The sequence below is a fragment of the Falsiroseomonas sp. E2-1-a4 genome (assembly GCF_051433165.1).
Classification (GTDB): Bacteria; Pseudomonadota; Alphaproteobacteria; order Acetobacterales; family Acetobacteraceae; genus Falsiroseomonas.
On record NZ_JBHMFS010000021.1, the window covers coordinates 53,203 to 71,476 of the forward strand.

The 18,274-nt window shown below is 71.4% G+C and carries 17 protein-coding genes; 12 read left to right on the plus strand and 5 right to left on the minus strand.

Going from position 1 to position 18,274, the window contains the following annotated elements:
• Positions 1-251: 251 nt before the first annotated feature.
• The 8 genes from ACFHNC_RS19970 (at position 252) to ACFHNC_RS20005 (ending at position 11,973) form a co-directional block, all read left to right on the plus strand.
• Positions 252-1,031 (plus strand): ImuA family protein, encoded by a 780-nt coding sequence (locus tag ACFHNC_RS19970; RefSeq protein ID WP_437171002.1) that lies wholly within the window; start codon positions 252-254, stop codon positions 1,029-1,031.
• Positions 1,028-2,515 (plus strand): Y-family DNA polymerase, encoded by a 1,488-nt coding sequence (locus tag ACFHNC_RS19975; protein ID WP_437171003.1) that lies wholly within the window; start codon positions 1,028-1,030, stop codon positions 2,513-2,515. Before ACFHNC_RS19970 ends, ACFHNC_RS19975 begins: the two co-directional genes overlap by 4 nt.
• Entirely contained in the window at positions 2,512-5,787 is a 3,276-nt protein-coding gene (locus ACFHNC_RS19980) for an error-prone DNA polymerase (RefSeq protein WP_437171004.1), read from the plus strand. Before ACFHNC_RS19975 ends, ACFHNC_RS19980 begins: the two co-directional genes overlap by 4 nt.
• 98 nt (positions 5,788-5,885) lie before the next feature.
• Positions 5,886-6,857, plus strand: a complete 972-nt coding sequence (locus ACFHNC_RS19985; RefSeq protein WP_437171005.1) for a Bug family tripartite tricarboxylate transporter substrate binding protein — start codon at positions 5,886-5,888, stop codon at positions 6,855-6,857.
• A complete protein-coding gene (locus tag ACFHNC_RS19990; RefSeq protein ID WP_437171006.1) occupies positions 6,857-7,831 on the plus strand; it encodes an NAD(P)-dependent oxidoreductase in 975 nt (324 codons plus the stop codon). The genes ACFHNC_RS19985 and ACFHNC_RS19990 overlap by 1 nt, the downstream gene beginning before the upstream one ends.
• 242 nt (positions 7,832-8,073) lie before the next feature.
• Positions 8,074-8,769 carry a cold-shock protein gene (locus tag ACFHNC_RS19995; RefSeq protein WP_437171007.1) on the plus strand — a complete coding sequence of 232 codons (696 nt, stop codon included), beginning with the start codon at positions 8,074-8,076 and terminating at the stop codon, positions 8,767-8,769.
• Positions 8,770-8,918: 149 nt separating this feature from the next.
• The gene (locus ACFHNC_RS20000; protein ID WP_437171008.1) at positions 8,919-9,899 is read left to right on the plus strand and encodes a Bug family tripartite tricarboxylate transporter substrate binding protein; all 981 of its coding nucleotides are present in this window, start codon (positions 8,919-8,921) and stop codon (positions 9,897-9,899) included.
• Positions 9,900-10,398: 499 nt separating this feature from the next.
• Positions 10,399-11,973, plus strand: a complete 1,575-nt coding sequence (locus ACFHNC_RS20005; protein WP_437171009.1) for a LysM peptidoglycan-binding domain-containing protein — start codon at positions 10,399-10,401, stop codon at positions 11,971-11,973.
• On the opposite strand, the gene ACFHNC_RS20010 is transcribed toward ACFHNC_RS20005, so the two are convergent.
• Positions 11,904-12,332, minus strand: coding sequence for a hypothetical protein (locus ACFHNC_RS20010; RefSeq protein WP_437171010.1), 429 nt, complete (start codon positions 12,330-12,332; stop codon positions 11,904-11,906). The genes ACFHNC_RS20005 and ACFHNC_RS20010 overlap by 70 nt on opposite strands.
• A 44-nt stretch (positions 12,333-12,376) precedes the next feature.
• On the opposite strand from ACFHNC_RS20010, the gene ACFHNC_RS20015 reads away from it, so the two are divergent.
• Genes ACFHNC_RS20015 through ACFHNC_RS20030 form a run of 4 tightly spaced genes read left to right on the plus strand, consistent with a single transcriptional unit; the run spans position 12,377 to position 14,688 of the window.
• Positions 12,377-13,066, plus strand: coding sequence for a phosphatidylserine decarboxylase (locus tag ACFHNC_RS20015; protein ID WP_437171011.1), 690 nt, complete (start codon positions 12,377-12,379; stop codon positions 13,064-13,066).
• Positions 13,063-13,935, plus strand: coding sequence for a CDP-alcohol phosphatidyltransferase family protein (locus tag ACFHNC_RS20020; protein ID WP_437171012.1), 873 nt, complete (start codon positions 13,063-13,065; stop codon positions 13,933-13,935). The genes ACFHNC_RS20015 and ACFHNC_RS20020 overlap by 4 nt, the downstream gene beginning before the upstream one ends.
• A gap of 50 nt (positions 13,936-13,985) precedes the next feature.
• A complete protein-coding gene (locus ACFHNC_RS20025) occupies positions 13,986-14,270 on the plus strand; it encodes a DUF427 domain-containing protein (RefSeq protein WP_437171013.1) in 285 nt (94 codons plus the stop codon).
• A gap of 4 nt (positions 14,271-14,274) precedes the next feature.
• Complete coding sequence (locus tag ACFHNC_RS20030; RefSeq protein WP_437171014.1) at positions 14,275-14,688, plus strand: protein-tyrosine phosphatase family protein; 414 nt, start codon at positions 14,275-14,277, stop codon at positions 14,686-14,688.
• Here the strand turns inward: ACFHNC_RS20030 and ACFHNC_RS20035 are convergent.
• From ACFHNC_RS20035 to ACFHNC_RS20050, 4 genes are all read right to left on the minus strand, one after another.
• On the minus strand, positions 14,675-15,565 hold the full coding sequence (locus ACFHNC_RS20035) for a DMT family transporter (RefSeq protein WP_437171015.1): 891 nt from the start codon (positions 15,563-15,565) through the stop codon (positions 14,675-14,677). The genes ACFHNC_RS20030 and ACFHNC_RS20035 overlap by 14 nt on opposite strands.
• 123 nt (positions 15,566-15,688) lie before the next feature.
• On the minus strand, positions 15,689-16,219 hold the full coding sequence (locus ACFHNC_RS20040; RefSeq protein WP_437171016.1) for a hypothetical protein: 531 nt from the start codon (positions 16,217-16,219) through the stop codon (positions 15,689-15,691).
• A gap of 2 nt (positions 16,220-16,221) precedes the next feature.
• Entirely contained in the window at positions 16,222-17,457 is a 1,236-nt protein-coding gene (locus ACFHNC_RS20045; RefSeq protein ID WP_437171017.1) for a CaiB/BaiF CoA transferase family protein, read from the minus strand.
• A complete protein-coding gene (locus ACFHNC_RS20050) occupies positions 17,454-18,263 on the minus strand; it encodes a CoA-transferase (protein ID WP_437171018.1) in 810 nt (269 codons plus the stop codon). Before ACFHNC_RS20050 ends, ACFHNC_RS20045 begins: the two co-directional genes overlap by 4 nt.
• Between the last annotated feature and the right edge of the window lie 11 nt (positions 18,264-18,274).

Genomic DNA, 18,274 nt, shown 5'->3' on the forward strand with positions numbered 1-18,274 from the left:
CAGGAGGCCGGGCACGGGCCTTGCTGCACATAACGCAACGCTGTGCTTCCCCCTGTCCAGCCTCACCCGCGGGGTTATGCGAAAATGGCAGCGCAAATATATCCGGCCAGATGCGGCGTGGCAGGATGCCAGCGCTTTCAAAACCCTGCCCGCCATCCTGCAGGCCGCGCGCCAGCCGGGCCGCCGAAACGGCGCTTTGGGCGGCTGGGTTGTTCTTGATTTGTTCGGATCACTCGGCCATCGTCGGCGCGATGCAGCCCGCCCAGACCACGACACCGGACCCGCCCCCACTCGACCCGGCCCCACTCGACCAGGCCACCGTCCTGGCTGCCCTGCGCGCGAGGGTGGCGCGGCTGGAAGGGCTGGGCCGCGCCCGGCATGGGATGGAGCCGGTGCCGGTCGCCGCGGGCATTCCCCTGCCCGGCGGTGGGCTGGCGCGGGCGGCGATGCATGAGGTGGCGGCCATCTCACCTGGCGCGGCGGCCGCCTTCTGCGCCGTGCTGCTGGCCCGCAGCGGCGGCACCGTGCTGTGGATTGCCAGTGGCGGGTCCGAGGGTTTGCAGGCCTGGCCGCCCGGCCTCGCCCGTTGTGGCCTGTCGCCGGCCAATCTGGTGCTGGTGCGGGCGGAGCGCTGGGCCGATGCGCTGTGGGCGATGGAGGAAGCGCTGCGCTGCCCCGCCGTCACCGGCGCCCTGCTGGCGGCGGAGGATGCGGCGCGGCTGGACCTGACCGCGACTCGCCGCCTGCAATTGGCGGCCGAGACCGGCGGCGCGCTCGGCCTGGTGCTGCGGCCGGATGCGCCGAATCCGGACCCGAGCGCGGCGGCCAGCCATTGGCGCGTCGGGCCGCTGCCTTCCGGCGGCGGGCATGGGCTGGAGGATCCGCGTTGGCAGTTGGAATTGCTGCGCGCCCGCGGCGGCCGGCCGGGCGGCCCCTGGGCGGTGACCTGGCGGGCGGCCTCCGGCACGCTGGACATGGAGGAGGCGGAGGCGCCGGCGGCTGAAGTACGGCGCGCCCGGCGCGGCCGATGAACCGCCGCTTCCTGGCACTGCATCTGCCGGACCTCGCCACGGCGCGTATCCGCCGGGCGGAACCAGGGCTGGGGGATTCGCCGCTCGCCACCTGGGAGGCCAGCGGCAGCCGGCGCCTGCTGGTGGCGGTGGATGTGGCGGCCGCGGCGCTCGGCCTGGCGCCCGGCCAGGCGCTGGCCGATGCCCAGGCCATCGCCCCCTCGCTGCTGCTGCGCCCGGCCGATGCGGCCGGTGATGCACGGGCGCTGCACGGCCTGGCGCTCTGGGCGCGGCGCTACACGCCGCTGGCGGCGATCGACCCGCCGGAGGGGCTGATCCTCGACATCACCGGCTGCGACCACCTTTTCGGTGGAGAAGCCGCGCTGCTGGGCGATGCGCTGGACCGGCTGCGGCACAATGGCCTTTCCGTGCAGGGCGCCATCGCCGGGGCGGCGGCCACCGCGGCGGCACTGGCCCGTGCGCGCGCCGACCAGCCCATCGCGATCTCCGGCATCGAGGCGGCGCTGGCCGCGCCGCTGCCGCTCGGCCCGGCGCTGCGGCTGGAGGCGGCGGCGCTGGAGGCACTGGCGCGGCTCGGCCTGCGGCGGGTGGGGGATCTGCTGGACCAGCCGCGCGGCCCGCTGGCGCGGCGTTTTGGCAAAGCGCTGTTGGATAGTTTGGATGCCGTCACCGGACGCCGCCCGCATGCCATCCAGCCGGTGCAGCCGGCGCCGGAGCTGTTCGAATCGCTGGACCTGCTGGAGCCGCTGATCACCCGTCCCGCCATCGATGCCGCGCTGGATCGGCTGCTGGCCGGGCTGTGTGCGAAACTGCGCCTGGCGGGGCTGGGGGCGCGGCGGCTGGCGCTGCTCGCCTGGCGGGTGGATGGGGCGGTGCAGGAAGTCGTCATCGGCACCGGCCAGCCGAACCGCGACCCGGCGCATCTGAAGCGGCTGTTCGCGGAGGGACTCGGCGGGCTGCAACCCGATCTCGGCTTCGAACGCATGGCGCTGGAGGCCCGCGCCACGGACCGGATGGAAACAGGCGCCCAGACCAATCTCGGCCTTGGCGCGCGGCAGGACCGGGCGGCGCTTGCGGAATTGCTGGACCGGCTCGGCCAGCGGCTGCGCGTGCAGCGCGTAGCGCCGGTGGCGAGCCATTGGCCGGAACGCAGCGTCGCCGCGCTGGACCCTCAGGCGGTGCCGCCGCCGCCGCCGCCCGCCTGGTCCCGCCCGGAACAGCCTTTGCTGCGCCTGCGCCGCCCAAAACCGCTGGAGGTGGTGGCCCTGCTGCCGGATGCCCCGCCCGCCAGCCTGCGCTGGCGCGGCACATCCCAGCGCGTGCTGCAGGCGGAGGGACCGCTGCGGCTGGAGCCGGAATGGTGGCGCGCCAAGCCTGGCGCGGAACGGCGCGATGCCTATCGGGTGGAGTTGCCCTGCGGCACGCGGCTGCTGGTGTGCCGCGGCGGCGCCTCCGGCTGGCGGCTGCATGGCTATCTGCCGTGACGATCGGGTATGCGGAGCTTGCGGCGCGGTCGCATTTCTCCTTCCTCGACGGCGCCTCCCACCCGGCGGAGCTGGCGGCGACGGCGGCGGCGCTGGGGCTGGCGGGGCTGGGGCTGTGCGACACCAACAGCCTGGCCGGCGTGGTGCGCGGCCATGTGGGCGCGAAGCAGGAAGGGCTGCGCTTCGCGGTGGGCTGCCGACTGGTGCTGACCGATGGCAGCGCCTGGTACGCCTGGCCGACCGACCGCGCCAGCTATGGGCGGCTGACCAGCCTGCTCTCGCAAGGCCGTATGCCGGCGCCGAAAGGGGAGTGCTGGCTGGATCGGGAAAACCTGTTCGCCGCCGCCGAGGGGTTCGTGCTCGCCGCGATTCCACCGGCGGCGTTCGATGGCCGGCAGTGGCGAGCGGATGCGGCGGCGCTGCGCGGGCGGCTCGCTTTGCCGCTGCTGCTCGCAGCATCCTGCCCCTATCTCGGCCGTGACCAGCAGCGGCTGGATGAACTCGCGGCGATTGCGGGGGATGCGCTGCTGGCGACCGGCGACATCCGCTACCACCACCCGGATCGCCGCCGCCTGGCCGATGTGCTGAGCGCCATTCGCCTCCGCACCACCGTCGATGCGCTGGGCCATGAGGCGGAGCCGAATGGCGAGCGCCACATCAAGCCGCCCGCCGAAATGGCGCGGCTGTTCGCCCGCCACCCGCAGGCGCTGACCAATACGCTGCGCGTGCTGGACGCCGCCGCCGGCTTCTCGCTCGACCAGCTGCGCTACGAATATCCGGAGGAAATGCTGGAGCCGGGCCGCACCGCGCAGCAGACGCTCGAAGCCCGCGTGGAGGCGGCGCTGGCCACGCAACCGCATGGCGTCTCCGCCAATCTACGCGACCGCGTGGCGCATGAGCTGGAGCTGATCGGCCGCCTCGGCTATGCGCCCTATTTCCTGACGGTGCATGAGATCGTGCGCTTCGCACGCAGCCAGGGGATTCTGTGCCAGGGGCGCGGCTCGGCGGCGAATTCCAGCGTCTGCTACGTGCTCGGCATCACCGCCGTCGATCCCGACAAGCACGATCTGCTGTTCGAACGCTTCGTCTCCGCCAGCCGCGGCGAGCCGCCCGATATCGACATCGATTTCGAGCATGAGCGGCGGGAGGAGGTGATTCAGCACCTGTACCACCGCTACGGCCGCCACCGCGCCGCCATCTGCGCCACCATCATCCGCTACCGCGCCCGCAGCGCCATCCGCGAGGTGGGCCGCGCCATGGGGCTGACGGAGGATGTGACCGCGCGCCTCGCCAAGGCCAGTTGGGGGCCGGGGCGCGAGATCGGGCTGGCGCAGCTCGCGGAAAGCGAGGGCCTGGATACCTCCGACCCGCGGCTCGCCATGACGCTGGAACTGGCGGAGGAATTGCAGGATGTGCCGCGCCATGCGGCGACGCATGTCGGCGGCTTCGTCATCACCCGCGGGCCGCTGACGGAACTCGCCGTCGTCACCAATGCGGCGATGGAAGACCGCACCGTGCTGGAATGGGACAAGGACGATATCGAGGCGCTGGGCATCCTGAAGGTGGATGTGCTGGGCCTCGGCATGCTGTCCTGCATCCGCCGCGCCTTTGGCCTGATGCAGCAGCATCTGCGCCGCGACTACACGCTCGCCACGCTGCCGAAGGATTGCGCCGCGACCTACGCCATGCTGCGCCGCGCGGATTCGGTGGGCGTGTTCCAGGTGGAAAGCCGGGCGCAGATGAACATGCTGCCGCGGCTGAAGCCGGACAAGTTCTACGATCTGGTCGTGCAGGTGGCGATCGTGCGGCCCGGGCCGATCCAGGGCGACATGGTGCACCCCTACCTCCGCCGCCGGCAGGGCATCGAGAAGCCCGAATACCCCTCCCCCGGCCCGGATTATCCGCAGGACGAATTACGAAAAGTTCTGGAGAAGACGCTGGGCGTGCCGCTGTTCCAGGAACAGGCGATGAAGCTCGCCATCGTCGCCGCGGGATTCTCGCCGGACGAAGCCGATCTGCTGCGCCGGTCCATGGCCACCTTCAAGATGACGGGCGGCGTCTCGAAGTACCGCGACCGGCTGGTGCAGGGCATGGTGCAGCGTGGCTACAAGGCGGAATTCGCCGAGCGCGTCTTCAGCCAGATCGAGGGTTTCGGCAGCTACGGCTTTCCCGAAAGCCACGCCGCCAGCTTCGCGCATCTGGTCTATGCGTCGTCCTGGATCAAATGCCACCACCCGGCGGTCTTCGCCTGCGCCCTGCTGAACAGCCAGCCCATGGGCTTCTACGCACCGGCGCAGATCGTGCGCGATGCGCGCGAACACGCCGTGGAGATCCGCCCCGTCGATGTGAATGCCAGCGACTGGGATTGCACGCTGGAGCCCGGCGCGGGCGCCCTCGCGCTGCGCCTGGGCCTGCGGCTGGTGACCGGGCTGGCGAAGGAGGAAGCCCAGGCCATCGTCGCGGCGCGAGAGGCGCGCAACGGCGCGCCCTTCACCTCGGTCGAGGACCTCGCCTGGCGCAGCGGCGCCGGCAAGCGCGCGCTGAACAACCTGGCGGCGGCAGATGCCTTCGCAGGCGCCGGGCTGGTGCGGCGCGATGCGGCGTGGGAGGCGCGCGGCGTACCCTCCGGCCCGCGCGACCTGCCGCTATTCGCCATCGCGCAGGAGTCCGTCGCCGCCGCGCTGACGGATGAGGCGCCGCTGCTGGCCGAACCACCGCCGCTGCTGCCCGCGCATACGGCAGGCGAGGCGGTGGTGGGCGACTACCTCGCCACCGGCCTGACGCTGCGCCAGCACCCGCTGGCCCTGCTGCGCCCGGACCTTGCCGCGCGCGGCTGCGACGATACGCAACGCCTCGCCACCGCGCGGGCCGGCACGCGGCTACGCCTGCCCGGCCTGGTGCTGATGCGCCAGCGGCCCGGCTCGGCCAAGGGTGTGGTGTTCCTGACCATCGAGGATGAGTTCGGCAACGCCAATATCGTGGTGTTCCAGGACATCTCCACCCGCGACCGCTCAGCCCTCGTCGCCGGCCGCCTGCTGCTGGTGGAAGGCGTGCTGGAGCGGGAGGACCAGCATGCGGAGGTTCCCATCCTGCACGTCATCGCCCGCCGTCTGGTCGATTGGTCCGCGCTGCTGGACAGCCTGCCGCAGGCGCAGGGCAGTTCCGCCTGGGCGGAGCGCGCGCTGGGCCGCGCCGATGAGGTGCGGCGGCCCGATCCCGGCGCACGCGCGCCGAAACAGGCCCGCCTGCCGCCCAGCCGCGACTTTCGTTGACCCCGCCAAGGCCCGGCGGCCTTGCCGCCCCGCCGCACCGGGCGCGATGATGCGCCACTGAGGCCCCGCAAGAGGCCCCGCATCGGGAGAAACAAGCCATGAAACGCCGCACCATCCTGCAGGCCGCCGCCGCGGCGCCGCTGCTGGCCGCGCCCGCCACCGTCCGCGCGCAAAACTTCACACAGCCCGTCCGCCTGATCGTCCCCTTCAACCCGGGCGGCACCAGCGACATCCTGGCCCGGCTGATCGCGCCCTCGCTCAGCCAGAAGATCGGCCAGTCGGTGGTGGTAGAAAATCGCGCCGGTGCCGGCGGCAATATCGGCGCCGACCTCGTCGCGAAAAGCCGGCCGGATGGGCACACGCTGGTGCTGCTGGACATCTCCGTCCTCGCCACCAACCCGCATCTGTTCCCGCGCCTGCCCTTCGACAGCCTGCGCGACCTCGCGCCGGTGCAGATGGTGGTCTACGCACCCTATATCCTGGCGGTGAACAACCAGCTTCCGGTGCAGACCGCACAGGAACTCGCCGCCTATGCCAAGGCCAATTCGGGCAAGCTGAACGCCGCCAATTCCGGCACCGGCACGCTGACCCATCTGGTCGCCGCCTCGCTGGCCAATGCCTGGGGTGGGGAGGTCACCCACATCCCCTATCGCGGCGGCGCCCCGGCCCTGACCGCATTGGTGACGAATGAGGCGAACCTGACCATGGCCGGCGCCACCCAGTCGCAGGCCTTCGTGGTGAACAACCAGATGCGCGGCATCGCCGTGACCGGCAGCAAGCGCCTGGCCGCGCTGCCCAACCTGCCGACCTTCGAGGAACTCGGCTGGCCGGAGCCGCAATCCGGCACCTGGCAGGGCATCCTCGCCCAGGGCAGCACGCCCGCCCCCATGGTCGCACGGCTGGAGCGGGAGATCGCCGAGGTGCTGGCGGAGCCCAACATCGTCCGCCGCATCGGCGAACTGGGCGGGGAGGTCCGCGCCGAGGGCGCCAGCGCCTTCCGCCGCATCCTGACCGAGCAGACCGAGAGCTACGGCCGCATCATCCGCGCCAACAACATCCGGATCGAGTGATGCAGCCGACGCGCCTGCATGTGCAGGTCAACCCCGCCTCCTCCCTGGCGGCCGCCTTTACCGAGGCGCGCCTCCGCGCGGTGGCGGCCCCGGACCAGGTGGCGATGAGCTTCGGGCAGACGCCCGAGGCGCTGGAGGAAGGGTTGGCGGCGGCGGAGGTGCTGCTGCTGGCCGGCCAGGCGCCGCTGCATAACCTGCCACGCCGCGCGCCAAACCTGCGCTGGATCAGCTACACCAGCGCCGGCGTGGAGTGGCTGCTGCAGGCCGGGCTGCCCGGGTCCATCACGCTGACCAATGCCAGCGGCACGCATATCCCGAAGGCGGCGGAATTCACCCTGCTGTCCGTGCTGATGCTGAACAACCAGATGCCGCACTTCGCCACCGCCCAACGGGAACGCCGCTGGGCGCCGAAGCCGGCCGGCACGGTGGCGGGCAAGACCGCGCTGATCCTCGGCATGGGCGCACTTGGCGGGGCGGCGGCGCAGGCCTTGGCCAGCCGGGGCATGCGGATCATCGGCAACAGCCACTCCGGCCGGCCGCACCCGGATGTGGCGGTCATGACGCGCGGCGCGGATTTCCGGGCGCATCTGCCCGAAACAGACGTGCTGGTCATCACCCTGCCGCTGACCCCGGCAACCGATGGGCTGATCGGCCGGGCGGAACTGGATTTGCTGCCGCCGCATGCCGGCGTGGTCAATCTCGGCCGCGGCGAGATCCTGGATGCGGACGCCTTGGCCGCCAAGCTGCGTGATGGCTCGCTCGCCGGGGCGGTGCTGGATGCGCTGCCGCAGGAACCGCTGCCGCCCGAAAGCCCACTGTGGGACACGCCAAACCTGGTCATCACGCCGCATTGCGGCCTGTATGACCCGTTTGACTACGCGCCGCGCTGCCTGGAGGCCTTCTTCGCCAATCTGGCGCGGTTCCGCGCGGGGCAGGCGCTGCAGCAGGTGGTGGACCCGGCGCGCGGCTATTGACCCCGCGCCAGGGCGCCTGGGCCGGCCGACAGGCACCCGCAGGAGGTGAAACGACCCAACCGGACCGTAATTGGCCTGGAAATGACCGTGAATCCTCCACACAATTCGCTTCCCGCGTTGAAGCCGGGCGCTCCTCGACTATACTGACCGTCAGGCCGATGCGGGCCGCTTCACCTCCCCGGGCTCGAATCCACGAGACGGCGGGGTCGGACGTGTCCGCGGCCGAACAGGCGAGTCCAGAGATGACCAACACGCACGACTGGCGGCGAGACCGCAAAGCCCGCAGCAAGCGGGGTTTCGACGATGACATGCCGCAGGAGGGCGGCTGGGCTCCTCCGCCCACACCGAGTTATTCGCCCTCCGCGGCGCCGCGTCGGGCCTCCTCCGCCCCGGTGGCGTCCGGGCCGGATGTGGGTGCGGTGGTCAAGCGCTTCGATGCGGAGCGGGGCTTCGGCTTCGTCGCGGTCGATGGCGGTGGCGGCGACGCCTTCCTGCATATCAGCGTGCTGCAGCGCGCCGGCGCCGATACGGTGGCGCCGGGCACCAAGCTGCGCGTGCGCGTCGGCCAGGGTGAACGCGGCCCGCAGGTGGCCGAGGTGCTTGAGGTTGGGCCGGTCGGTGAGGTTCCGGCCTCCCCGCCGCGCGGCGCCATGGGCGGCGCCGGTCCGCGCCCCGGCGGCGCTGGTGGTGCCGGTGCGGGCTTCCGCGCCCCGCCGCCGCCCGGCTCGGGCGAGGAAATGCAGGGCACGGTCAAGTGGTACAGCGCCGAGAAGGGCTTCGGCTTCGTCACGCCGAGCGATGGCGGCAAGGATGTCTTCGTCCACGCCACGGCGCTGGAGCGCAGCGGGCTGCGCCCGCTGACCGAGGGCCAGGCCGTGACGCTGCGCGTGGTGCAGGGCAAGAAGGGGCCGGAAGCGGCCTCTGTCACCGCGGCCTGACCTTCGGGGCCTGCGTCGATATCAGGGGCGGCAACCGCAGGGTTGCCGCCCTTTTTCGTGCCGCGCGCCCGGTGGACGTGCCGCGCCGCAGCCGATAGGCAGGGGGCAGAGGCGGCCATCTCCGAGCCGCCGGATGGGGAGACCTCCGCATGCAACTGCGCCGCCGTGGCCTGATGGCCGCCGCCCTGACCCTCTCGGCCCCCGCCCTTCTGCGCCCGGCTACTGCCCAAACCTGGCCTGACAGGCCGGTTCGCATCATCGTGCCCTTCCCGCCCGGCGGGTCGAACGACATCATCGCCCGCCAATTGGCGGAGGCGCTGCGCGAGATTCTGGGACAGCCGGTGCTGGTGGAAAACCGCGCCGGCGCGGGCGGCAATGTCGGCGCCGACAGCGTGGCGAAGGCCGCGCCGGATGGCCTGACGCTGCTGCTGGCAGCCCCCGGCCCGCTGGCCATCAACGAGCATCTGTTCCGCGCCATCCCCTTCAACCCGCAGCGCGACTTCGCCCCGGTGGCGCTGGTGGCCACGGTGCCGATCGTGCTGATGGTGACCAAGGACCTGGCTGTGCAATCGGTGGCGGAGCTGGTGGCGATGGCGAAGCGGGAGCCGGGCAAGCTGGCCTTCGGCTCCTCCGGCAATGGCAGCACCAACCACCTGGCGGGGGAGCTGCTGAAGGCGCAGGCGGGGATCGACATCATCCATGTACCCTATCGTGGCGCCGCGCCGGCGATGACGGACCTGGTCGGCGGCCAGATCCAGATGATGTTCGACAATATGCCCGCAGCCCTGCCGCAGGTGCGCGGTGGCCAGGTGCGCGGCCTGGCGGTGGCCGGCGCAACGCGGGCGGAGGCGCTGCCCGAGCTGCCCACCATCGCCGAATCGGGCGTGCCGGGCTTCGAGGCGGAAGCCTGGTTCGGCCTGGTCGCCCCCGCCGCCACGCCGGATGCGGCCCTGTCCCGGCTGCGGGAGGCCTGTGGCGCCGCCCTGGCCGATCCGACGCTGCGGGCACGCTTCGCGCAGGGCGGCGCGCAGCCAGGAGCACGGCTCGGGGCCGATTTCGGTCGTTTCCTGGTGACGGAGCGGGTGAAATGGGGCCGCGTGGCCGCAGCCTCCGGCGCCACGGTGAACTGAGCCGCCGCAGGCGACGGCTTCGGGCGAGTCGCCGGCAGATGCAAGGGGCGCAACCGCTTGTGCAGACAGGGTCTCACGGACTAGTTACATCACCATGACGACGAGCGGGCGCGCCCTTCTGATCGTGGTCGTGGTCTGTGCGGGCCTCGCCACATTTCTTGCCAGCCGGTTCGTGACAAGCGGACCGAGCGGGGATGCTTCGCCGCGTCCGGCCGGCACCGCGGAACCGCGGCCCGCACCGGTGCAGACGGCGGCAGTACCGGCAGTGACCGCGCAGCCTGCCGCCCCGCGGCCGGTTCCCGTATCGCCCACACAGCCGGCGCCTGTGATCACGTCACCCGCCCGGCCAGCCCCCGCGGCCCCCGCCGCAGTCCAGGCCGCGCCAGCGCCTGTCGCCCCAGCCTCTGTCGCGCCAGCCCCCGCAGCATCAGCCCCGATCGTCGCGACAGCGCCGGAACCGCCGCGCTTCGACGTGGTGCGTGTCGGGGCAAGGGGCGGCGTGGTCGTGGCCGGCCGCGCCGCGGCCGGGGCGGAGGTGATCCTGCTGGAGGATGGCCGGGAGGTCGGCCGCGCCCGCGCCGATGCCCGGGGTGAGTGGGTGATCCTGCCACCCGATCCGCTGCGCCCGGGCCCGTACCAGTTTTCGCTCCGCGCCCGAATCGGCGGGGCGGAGATCGCCGGGCCGGATGTGGTGCTCGTCGTGGTGCCCGATCCAGCGACGGCGCTGGCCGAGGCGGCGGCGCGGGATGCCGCGGCGCGCGCGGCGGCGCAGGCGGAAGCCATTGCCCGCGCAGAGCAGGAATCTCGGCGGCTCGCTTCGCTGGAGGCCGAGCGCCACGCCGCCGCGGCGCGCACCGAGGCCGAGGCACAGTTGACCGCCCAACTCGCCATCCAGGCGGAAACGGAGCGCCAGGAACGCGCGGCGCAGTTGGCCGCAGCCGAACGCGCCCTCAGCCAGGCCGCCGAGGCCCAGGTCGCGGCCGAGGCTCAGGCGGAAGCCGCCGCGGTCGCCGAGCGTGAGGCACACGCCGCACGGATCGCCGCCGCCGATCGGGACGCGGCCGAAGCGCGAGAAGCCGCCGCGGCCACCGAGCGCCAGGCGCGCGCCGTAAAGACCGCCGCGGCCTGCACCTGGGCCCTCGCCCAAGCGGAGGCCCAGGTGCAGGCCCAAGCGGAGGCCCAGACGGAGGCTCGCCTGGAGGCCGCCGCCGATCGGGATGCGGCCGAAGCGCGGGAAGCCGCGGCCCGCACCGAAGCGGCACGGCGCGCCGAGGCCCAATCCGTGGCCGAGGCGCGGCGCCGACAGGATGTGGCCTTGCTGGCGGCGCAGGAAGCCGCGCGCGCCGCGGCGGCGGCGGACCAGGCGGAAGTCGCCCGCCGGGAAGCCGCGGCCCAGGATGCGCTGGCCCGGACCGCACTGGCCCAGGTCCAGGCAGCTCGCGCCGAGGCCGCCCGGGCCGCAGGCGCCGAAACACCCCGCACCGAGCCGGTGGAAGCCGCGCCCGCCGCCCCGCCCTCGGCCCTGGTCGTCCTGGTTCCGCCGGTCGATGCTTCGCCGGCGCGCGTGCTTCAGGGCGGCGCTGCCACCCATGCGTTGGGTCTGGAAGTCGTGGACTACGACGATTCCGGCAGCATCCGCTTTGCCGGCACCGCCGTGCCGGGTGCCTCGATCCGCATCTATGTCGATGACCGCCATGCCGGCGACGCGGAGGCCGATGCCGAGGGGCGCTGGACCGTGGCGCCGCAATACGAGGTGACGATCGGCCGCCACCGTCTGCGGGTGGACCAGCTTGCCGCCAATGGCGCGGTCGCCGCGCGAATCGAGCTGCCCTTCCAGCGTGACCAGCTTCCGGCCGATAGCGTGGCCGAAGGTCGGGTGGTGGTGCAGCCGGGCAATAATCTGTGGCGCCTGGCGCGCGGCGCCTATGGCCGCGGCATTCAGTACACGGTCATCTTCCAGGCCAACCGGGACCAGATCCGCAACCCGAACCTGATCTTCCCCGGTCAGGTCTTCACCATCCCCTCCGCCGCCATGGGCGAGGCCAGACCGGCCGATTCCAACCGGTCCAGATAGGGGTCGAGCGCCAGGGCAAAGCGCACCATGGCGCTGATCAGGGCGATGGCGGTGGTATCGCCCTGCAGATCGACATCCACCTCCAGCCGCACGCGGTGGTCGGGCATCAGCCGCAGCCGCCAGCCATCCGGCAGGTCGCCGGGCATGGCGCCCAGCGCCGCGAAGGCCCCCGGCCGCGCCATCGGCTGTTCCGCCGTATAGGGCACCGCCCCGGCCTGCGCGGCCAGGTTGATCTGGCCATCGGAGAGGGTGGCGACACATCCTCGGCCGCGCCAGGCGAAGCGCATCGCGGCGTCGCGCACGGGCCTCAGGGAACCGTCATTGCTGACCAGGAAAGGTCCGTGCGGGAGCTGCTGCATGGATGCATGTTGTCCGCGAAGGATGAACATACCATAAGCGCCAGATGAGCCTGATCTCCAGCATCCGCCTTGTCGTCGCCAAGCCGCATCCGGCCGGGCGCCCCTTCATCATCGGCGGCGCCGCCGTAGCCGTGGTGGGCGGCCTGCTGCTCGGCAGCTGGCTGTTCTGGCCCGGGGTGATCTTCACCCTGTTCTGCCTGTACTTCTTCCGCGACCCGGAACGGGTGCCGCCGCCCCGCGGCAATGTGGTGCTGGCGCCGGCGGATGGCCGGGTGGTGATGGCCGGGCCGGCGGTGCCGCCGGTCGAGCTCGGCCTGGGGGATGCGCCGCGCTACCGCATCTGCATCTTCCTGTCCGTGCTGGACGTGCACGTGAACCGCATGCCGGTTGATGGCGTTGTCACGCGCATCTCCTACCGCAGCGGGGCCTTCCTGAATGCCAGCCTGGACAAGGCCAGCGTGGACAATGAACGCAACGCCCTGGCGATCCGCATGACGGATGGCCGGGATATCGCGGTGGTGCAGATCGCGGGCCTGATTGCCCGACGCATCCTGTGCCATGTGCGGGAAGGCGACCAGGTGCAGGCGGGCGACCGCTTCGGCATCATCCGCTTCGGCAGCCGCACCGATGTGTACCTGCCCGAGGGCGCCCGCCCGCTGGCCTCGGTCGGCCAGCTGATGATCGGCGGCGAGACGGTGGTGGCGGAGCTGCTGCCGGTGGCCGCTTCGGCATGAATGAGGATCCGGAGGTAGCGCCACCGCGCCTGGTGCCGCTGCGCCGCCTGCGCCAGCGCAAGCGGCCGCGCTTTGAGGGGCTGTCCTTCAACCGGCTGATCCCGAACATCCTGACCATGCTCGGCCTCTGTGCCGGGCTGGTGGCGATTCGCGCCGCGATCGAGGACCGTTTCGCCCTGGCCGCCGCGCTGATCGTCGTGGCCGCGGTGATCGATGGGCTGGATGGGCGGCTGGCCCGGCTGCTGAACGCGACATCGCGATTTGGCGCGGAATTCGACAGCCTGGCGGATTTCCTGTCCTTCGGCGTGGCGCCGGCCATGGTGCTGTATCTGTGGTCGATGAAGGCGATCGGCCCGCTCGGCTTCGTGCCCTGCCTGCTGTTCGCCGTGTGCTCCGCCCTGCGGCTCGCGCGGTTCAACGCCTCGCTCGATATCGGGCCGGCGCCGAAGCCGGCCTATGCGCACAGCTTCTTCACCGGCGTGCCGGCACCGGCCGGGGCGGGCTGCGCGCTGTTCCCGCTGTTCGGTGCGCTGGCCTTTTCCGGCTGGGGCTGGGTCGGCACCGGGGATGCCATCCGCCATCCGCTGCTGGTCGGCACCGTGCTGGTGGTGGTCGGCGGGCTGATGGTGAGCACGGTGCCGACGTGGTCCTTCAAGAATTTCCGCATCCCGCGCGCCGCGGTGCTGCCGATGCTGCTCGGCGCCGGGCTGTATGTGGCGCTGCTGGTCGCCGAACCCTGGGCGGCGCTGGCGGCGGGCGGGTTGATCTATCTCGGCATGCTGCCCTTCTCGGTGCGGTCCTACCTGATGCTGAAGCGGGAGGCCGAGGCGATGAACGAGCCGGAGGCCACGCCCGCCGGACCGGCTTGACGCCAGCCGGCGCCGGGTCATCTGCCAGGGACAAGGCGGAGGATGGGCGGATGGCACGGGCAGTCTGGAATGGCGCGGTGATCGCGGAGAGCGACCGGTTTGAACTGGTCGAGGGCAATGTCTATTTCCCGCCCGAAACCGTGCGGGCGGAATTGCTGCGGCCCTCCAGCCGCACCACCAATTGCCCCTGGAAGGGCACCGCGCAGTATCATGACGTGGTGGTGGACGGGCAGGTGAACGCCGCCGCCGCCTGGTACTACCCTTCGCCCAAGACCGCAGCGGCCAACATCAAGGACCACATCGCCTTCTGGCAGGGCGTGAAGGTGGAGCGATAGGCAAATGACCATCCGCGGCACCCTGCCCCTGAGCGTGGACGGGCGGGCGGTGACCATCACCGGCGGCCCCTTCGATTCGCTTCCCGACGACGCCTTCGGTGTCTGCCTGGAGATGGGGGCCGAGAAGGCTTCGCAGGCCGATGTGAAGGTTCCCACCGCCGATTTCGGCGTGCCGGACCCGGCCGCGCTGCGCCGGGCGGTGGAAGTCGTGTTGCGGCAATTGCAGACGGAGCCGGAGCGGCCGGTGCATATCGGCTGCCGCGCCGGCGTCGGCCGCACCGGGCTGTTCATGGCCTGTCTGGTCCGCGCGGCCGGCGTGCCGGGCGACCCGCTGGCTTATGTGCGCGCGCATTACCTGCCGCATGCGGCGGAAACGCCGGCGCAGGAAGCACTGATCCGCGGCTTCACCTGGCCCTGAGCCACCGCCCATCGATCACCAGCAGCCCGAGCGCGATCACCGCCATGCCGCCTAGATGCCGCGGCGCCAGCACCTCATCCAGGGCGAGCGCGCCGAGCAGCAGGGCGGTGACGGGCACCAGCAGCGTCACCAGCATGGTGTTGGTGGCCCCCGCGCCGTGCAGGATGGCAAAGTACAGCGCATAGGCCAGCGCGGTGGCCAGCAGGCCCAGCGCCAGCAGCGCGGCCACCGCATCGGCGCCCGGCGCAGGCAGCGCCCAGGGGCGGTCGAAGGCCAGCACCAGCGGCAGCATCATCAGGGTGGAGGTCAGGCATTGCCCGGTGGCGGCCGGCAGCGGCGCCAGCCCGGCCCGCTTCAGCCGCCGCGACCAGACGCCCGACAGGCCATAGGACAGGCAGGCGCCAAGGCACAGCGCGATGCCCAGCGCCTCCGTCGCCGCACCCAGGCCGAAGGCGGCGGGGCCGGCCAGGATTGCAACCCCCACCAGGCCGAGCAGCGTGCCGGCCAGGCGGTTCGGCGTCAGCCGCTCATCCACCGTCAGCCAATGCGCGGCGAGCACGGCGAAGACCGGCGTGGCCGCATTCACCACGGCGGCGAGGCTGGAGGGGATGAATTGCTGGCCCACCACGATCAGCGTGAAGGGAATGGCGTTGTTCAGCAGCCCCATGCCGGCGCAGGCCAGCCAGGCCTCCCGCCCCCGCGGCAGGCGCAGCCCGAGCACGCGGCAGGCCAGCGCCAGCGCCACAGCGGCCAGGGCCACGCGTACCAGCACGATGGTGAAGGGCGGAAACCCCCGCAGCGCCACCGCCATGAAGAAGAAGGACCCGCCCCAGATGACGGACAGCGCCAGCAGCAGCGTCCAGAGCCGGGGGGTCATTGGGTTGGGCATGGGCGCTGGATAGGGCCGGAGGGTGGTGTGGCACCATCCGGTCGTTGCGCGGGCCTGACCCGTGCCCGCGCCTCGATCACCCCCGCGGCGGAACCGTGGGAGCGTTCGGCCTCAGCTGAAGCCGAACTTTTCGGTCGCCGCGGTTTGCCGGGCCACGGCCTCCGCGGTCTGCTGCCGGATCACTTCCGGCGTCGCGCTCAGGTCCGCCACGAACTGGTACAGGCGGCGTTCCGAGGGTGCGCCGCGATGCACGCCGGGGGTGACGTAGAAGGGCGCCTCCTCCGTCACCTGCGCGATCTCCACCGCGGTCAGCGAGGCATCGGACGGCGCGCGCTTCACATACCATTGCCGCAGCAGCACGGGGCTGCCGTCCATCATGGCCAGCGCGCCCTGGTTGCCATGGTCCAGCCGCCAGCGGTCGGAGGTCACTTCCTCCAGGCAGATGTTCATGTCGAGGCCCGAGACCTTGGCCTGCCACAGCGTGCAGCCGGCCTTGCGGCCGGTGGCCGGTGGGCGCAGCCGGGGCTTGGCGCGGGCGGGGATGGATTTCTCATCGAAGGCGGCCAACCAGAGGGCCAACAGCCTCTCGATCTCGGCCGGTTGTTCGATGGCGCGGAGGCTGCGCGGGGGGTCCTTGCTCATGCTCATGTCCGGCGTGCCGCCACCACAATCCCCTTCGTTTTCAACTCAGCAACCTCCTCCGCCGTGAAACCGTGGCGGGCGAGGATGTCGTCACCGTGCTCATTGAAGCGGGGCGGGGCGGCGCGTGTGCCGCCCGGCGTCCGGCTCATCTTGATCGGCGTGCCGAGGCCCCGGTAGCTGCCAAGCTCCGTGACCATCTGGCGATGTGCGGTATGGGGCGCATTCATCGCCTCGTCCACATGCATCACGGGTCCGGCAGGTATGCCGGCCTTCAGCAGACGTTCACAGAGGTCGTGCCCATCCTCCGCCGCCAGCCGCGCTTCGAGTATTTCGGTCAGCATGTCGCGGTGGGTGAGACGATCGCCATTGGTCTTGAAGCGCGGATCGTCGGGCAGGCCGTCCAGCGACAGGAACTTGCAGACCTTGCGGAAGGTGGGGTCGTTACCGACGGCCAGGAAGATCTCGCAGGTCTTGGTGCGATACTTGGAATAGGGCGAGATGTTCGGGTGCGGATTGCCCGTGGCCTTCGGGCGCTTGTCGTTCAGGAAGTAATTGGCCGCCTGGGGGTGCAGCAGGGCCATGCCGCAATCATGCAGCGACATGTCCAGGAACTGACCCTGGCCGCTGCGGTTGCGTTCCTGCAGCGCCATCAGGATGGCGATGGCGGAATACAGGCCGGTGGCCAGGTCCACGATCGGCGTGCCCATCCGCAGCGGGCCGGTCTCCGAATTGCCGTTGATGGACATCAGGCCGACCATGGCCTGGATCACCGCATCATAGCCCGGCAGGGCGCCGAGCGGCCCATCAGGGCCGAAGCCAGAGACCCGGCAATGCACCAGCTTCGGAAAACGCTTGGACAGGACATCGGCATAGCCCATGCCCCATTTCTCCATGGCGCCGGGCTTGTAGTTCTCGATCAGCACATCGGCGCCGTCGAGCAGGCGCATCAGCACCTCCCGCCCCTCCGGCTTGCCGAGATCCAGCGCGATGGAGCGCTTGTTGCGGTTCACGCCGAGGAAGTAGCTGGCGTCGCCTTCCAGGAAGGGCGGGCCCCAGTCGCGCACCTCATCGCCCTGCGGCGGCTCGATCTTCACCACCTCCGCCCCGTGATCCGACAGGATCATGGTGCAATAGGGGCCGCCGAGGACGCGGGTGAGGTCGATGACCTTGAGGCCGGCGAGGGCGCCGGGAGACAGGGCGAGGCCCTTGCCCTCGGTCATGGGAAGCGCATCGGTCATGCCGCAAAATCCTTGGTAGAAGCCGGCCGATTCAGCCCTCCGGCCCCTTCGGGCCTCCGGCCATCGGACGGCCTGTCAAACACGCGGGCACAGAACTCCGGATAGGTTTCCAGCATCTCGTCGCAGATCGGGCCGCGCAGCAGGGCCAGTTCGGCCTCGGTCGGGTCGGGCGTCTGCGGCACGTCATCCGCCGCATCGAAGTCGAAGCCGGTGGCGGCGCGGATGGATTCGATGGTCTCGCCGGGATGGATGCTGGCGAGCGAAAAGCGCGCCCGGTCCGGATGAAACGAAAAAACGCATTTGCCGGTGACCAGCGCCTGCGCCGTGCCGCGGCGGAAGACGCCGGGCTCGGAGACGCCGGGGGCAGAGATGTTGTCCACCTTCGGCACCAGCACGCGGGGCGAGTGTTCCTCCCGGAACAGGATGGTGCGAGGCGTCATGAAATACATGAAGGCGGAACCGAAGCTGCCAGGGAAGCGCACGCCCGTCCCGGGCCATTCGCCGGTGCCGACCAGGTTGAGGTTGGCCTGGCCATCGATCTGCCCGCCGCCGAGAAAGAACAGGTCGATCCGCCCCTGCCCCGTCAGGTCGAACAGCTCCCGCGACCCTTCGCTGAACGGGTTGCCGCTGCGCTTGTGCAGCAGGGACAGTCGCACCGGATGGCCCTGCTTCTTCACAAGCCAGCAGGCCGCCGCCGGAATCGGGCTGGCCGCGCCCACCGCGATGTGGCGCGCCGGCGGTGCCGCCGGGTCCAGGATCAGCCGCGCCAGCGTGGCGGCGAGGCGCTCTTCAAGCTTGATGCTCATATGGATCTGGC

Bases quoted from the DNA above. Each gene is read 5' to 3' on its own strand.
- ACFHNC_RS20030 (WP_437171014.1), top strand. From the start codon at position 14,275: ATGACCATCCGCGGCACCCTGCCCCTGAGCGTGGACGGGCGGGCGGTG.
- ACFHNC_RS20050 (WP_437171018.1), bottom strand. From the start codon at position 18,263: ATGAGCATCAAGCTTGAAGAGCGCCTCGCCGCCACGCTGGCGCGGCTG.
- ACFHNC_RS19990 (WP_437171006.1), top strand. From the start codon at position 6,857: ATGCAGCCGACGCGCCTGCATGTGCAGGTCAACCCCGCCTCCTCCCTG.
- ACFHNC_RS20035 (WP_437171015.1), bottom strand. From the start codon at position 15,565: ATGACCCCCCGGCTCTGGACGCTGCTGCTGGCGCTGTCCGTCATCTGG.
- ACFHNC_RS19970 (WP_437171002.1), top strand. From the start codon at position 252: ATGCAGCCCGCCCAGACCACGACACCGGACCCGCCCCCACTCGACCCG.
- ACFHNC_RS20010 (WP_437171010.1), bottom strand. From the start codon at position 12,332: ATGCAGCAGCTCCCGCACGGACCTTTCCTGGTCAGCAATGACGGTTCC.
- ACFHNC_RS20025 (WP_437171013.1), top strand. From the start codon at position 13,986: ATGGCACGGGCAGTCTGGAATGGCGCGGTGATCGCGGAGAGCGACCGG.
- ACFHNC_RS19975 (WP_437171003.1), top strand. From the start codon at position 1,028: ATGAACCGCCGCTTCCTGGCACTGCATCTGCCGGACCTCGCCACGGCG.
- ACFHNC_RS20040 (WP_437171016.1), bottom strand. From the start codon at position 16,219: ATGAGCAAGGACCCCCCGCGCAGCCTCCGCGCCATCGAACAACCGGCC.
- ACFHNC_RS20020 (WP_437171012.1), top strand. From the start codon at position 13,063: ATGAATGAGGATCCGGAGGTAGCGCCACCGCGCCTGGTGCCGCTGCGC.
- ACFHNC_RS20000 (WP_437171008.1), top strand. From the start codon at position 8,919: ATGCAACTGCGCCGCCGTGGCCTGATGGCCGCCGCCCTGACCCTCTCG.
- ACFHNC_RS19995 (WP_437171007.1), top strand. From the start codon at position 8,074: ATGACCAACACGCACGACTGGCGGCGAGACCGCAAAGCCCGCAGCAAG.
- ACFHNC_RS19985 (WP_437171005.1), top strand. From the start codon at position 5,886: ATGAAACGCCGCACCATCCTGCAGGCCGCCGCCGCGGCGCCGCTGCTG.
- ACFHNC_RS20045 (WP_437171017.1), bottom strand. From the start codon at position 17,457: ATGACCGATGCGCTTCCCATGACCGAGGGCAAGGGCCTCGCCCTGTCT.
- ACFHNC_RS20015 (WP_437171011.1), top strand. From the start codon at position 12,377: ATGAGCCTGATCTCCAGCATCCGCCTTGTCGTCGCCAAGCCGCATCCG.